The following is a 1,779-nucleotide window of genomic DNA, read 5'->3' as shown; positions in this document are numbered from 1 at the left end:
GTCCGCGATCACCACGCGGGCTCCGGCCGCCGACAGCGCACGGGCGCAGGCCGCGCCGATGCCGGAGGCGCCGCCGGTGACCAGGGCTACCTCGTCGGTGAGTTCCGGCGCCATCGCCGCTCCCTTCGACCCGGGCAATGATTATCATCATTAGTGGATCGTGGTGCGGTGTCAAGGTCACGTGGAGCGTTCGGCCGCGGGCCGTGATCACTTTCCGTGATCCGTCTGCGAGGAGATCACCCGTTCAACTGGTCCAGCACGGAATCGCCGAAGTGGACCACGGTGTGGCTGCATCCGCGCCTACTGTCGGGCGCATGACGAACCCCGCCCGAGTGCCGGAGCACGAACCCCGGCTCAACATCAAGAAACTAGCGCCCGAGGTCTACCGCAGCGTCGCGCAACTGGAAGCCGCGGTCAGCAAGGGCGTCGACCCGACCGTGCTGGAGCTGGTCCGGATCCGCGCCTCGCAGCTGAACCACTGCGCGTTCTGCCTGGACATGCACACCAAGGACGCGCTGGCCGCGGGCGAGTCGGTGCAGCGCGTCGTGCAGCTGTCCGCGTGGGAGGAGTCCAAGCACTTCTACACGCCCAAGGAGATCGCCGCGATCGAGCTGACCGAGGCGGTCACCGTGCTCACCGAAGGCTTCGTCCCGGACGAGGTCTACGAGCGCGCGGCCGAGCACTACGACGAGACCGAGCTGGCGCACCTGATCGCGGCCATCGCCTCGATCAACGTCTGGAACCGACTCAGCGTGACGGCGCGCAACGTGCCCGGGCACTACCATTCAGGTGGCAAATGACCGTTACCTGTCGCGGCGTTCGGGTCCGTGCCTTGGTGCCCGAGTTGTACCGCCACACCTCCGGGCGACGCGATCACCGCTGCACCGGCGGCAGTATCGTGCAGCGGAAAGCGCCGGGAACGTGAGGAGAAGGCGATGCTGTGGACCATCCTCGGATGGATCGTGTTCGGCCTGATCGCGGGCTTCATCGCCCGCGCGGTCGTGCCGGGCAAGGACGACATCGGGCTGCTGATGACCATCGTCCTGGGCGTGGTCGGCTCGGTGGTGGGCGGCTTCCTCGCCGGTCTGTTCACCGTGGGCCTGCGTGGTTTCGAGCCGACGGGCTGGATCGGGTCGATCATCGGCGCGATCGTCGTGCTGGTGATCTACAACCAGGTGACCGGCCGCAAGCGCCGCGCGCGCGACTGATCATCGGCGGGGCGTGCGCGGGTGCTCCGCGCACGCCCCGCGCAATCGTCGAAGGAGTGTTCCGACATGGGTGAGCTCGCACCCTCGCACTGGCTGGTCGTCCTGGTCGTGGTCGCGCTGCTGTTCGGCTCGGCGAAGCTGCCGGAGATCGCGCGATCCCTGGGCCGTTCCGCCCGCATCCTCAAAGCCGAATCCCGCGGACTGCGCGAGGACGAGAACGCCGCGCAGCAGGACTCACCCGGCGCGCAGCAGACGTCCTGATCAGGACCGGCACCGGGCAGCGGTGCGCGGATCGGTGCGCACCCCGGATTTCCGGAGTGAACGGCCCGCTCGACGCCGGCCGAAAGTCCCGTCATCTCCGAATGAATCGGCGTGTCGGCACCGGGCCAGCCCCGCCGAACTTTCCGAGTGAACGGAACTTTGGTCCCACTAGATCGGGCGAAGAGGCCGTTCGCTCGGAGCTTTCGTCCCCGCCTCGGGTGGCGCTCGGGCGTGTCGGCCGATTCGGGAGCGAGAACTCAGAAAGTCGTCGCGAGCGCGCGGATGTTCGCGGGGCTCCAATGCCCGAGAG

General features: G+C 68.1%; 4 protein-coding genes. 3 read left to right on the top strand and 1 reads right to left on the bottom strand.

The genetic code is table 11. The features are described 5' to 3' along the window. On the bottom strand, positions 1-114 hold a 114-nt coding region (locus IJH84_RS04730; RefSeq protein ID WP_295140675.1), incomplete at its 3' end, for an SDR family NAD(P)-dependent oxidoreductase. A gap of 200 nt (positions 115-314) precedes the next feature. Here IJH84_RS04730 and IJH84_RS04725 point away from each other — a divergent pair. The 3 genes from IJH84_RS04725 (at position 315) to tatA (ending at position 1,469) form a co-directional block, all read left to right on the top strand. Further along, entirely contained in the window at positions 315-800 is a 486-nt protein-coding gene (locus IJH84_RS04725) for a carboxymuconolactone decarboxylase family protein (protein WP_295140672.1), read from the top strand. A gap of 135 nt (positions 801-935) precedes the next feature. After that, complete coding sequence (locus IJH84_RS04720) at positions 936-1,208, top strand: GlsB/YeaQ/YmgE family stress response membrane protein (RefSeq protein WP_295140669.1); 273 nt, start codon at positions 936-938, stop codon at positions 1,206-1,208. A 66-nt stretch (positions 1,209-1,274) separates the two neighbouring features. After that, positions 1,275-1,469, top strand: coding sequence for a Sec-independent protein translocase subunit TatA (gene tatA / locus IJH84_RS04715; RefSeq protein WP_200072303.1), 195 nt, complete (start codon positions 1,275-1,277; stop codon positions 1,467-1,469). Positions 1,470-1,779: the final 310 nt, after the last annotated feature.

The organism is Saccharopolyspora sp. (assembly GCF_017434145.1).
GTDB classification, from domain to species: domain Bacteria; phylum Actinomycetota; class Actinomycetes; order Mycobacteriales; family Pseudonocardiaceae; genus Saccharopolyspora_C; species Saccharopolyspora_C galaxeae.
The sequence above is the reverse complement of the archived record's forward strand: the minus strand, read 5'-3'. Positions and strand labels throughout refer to the sequence as shown.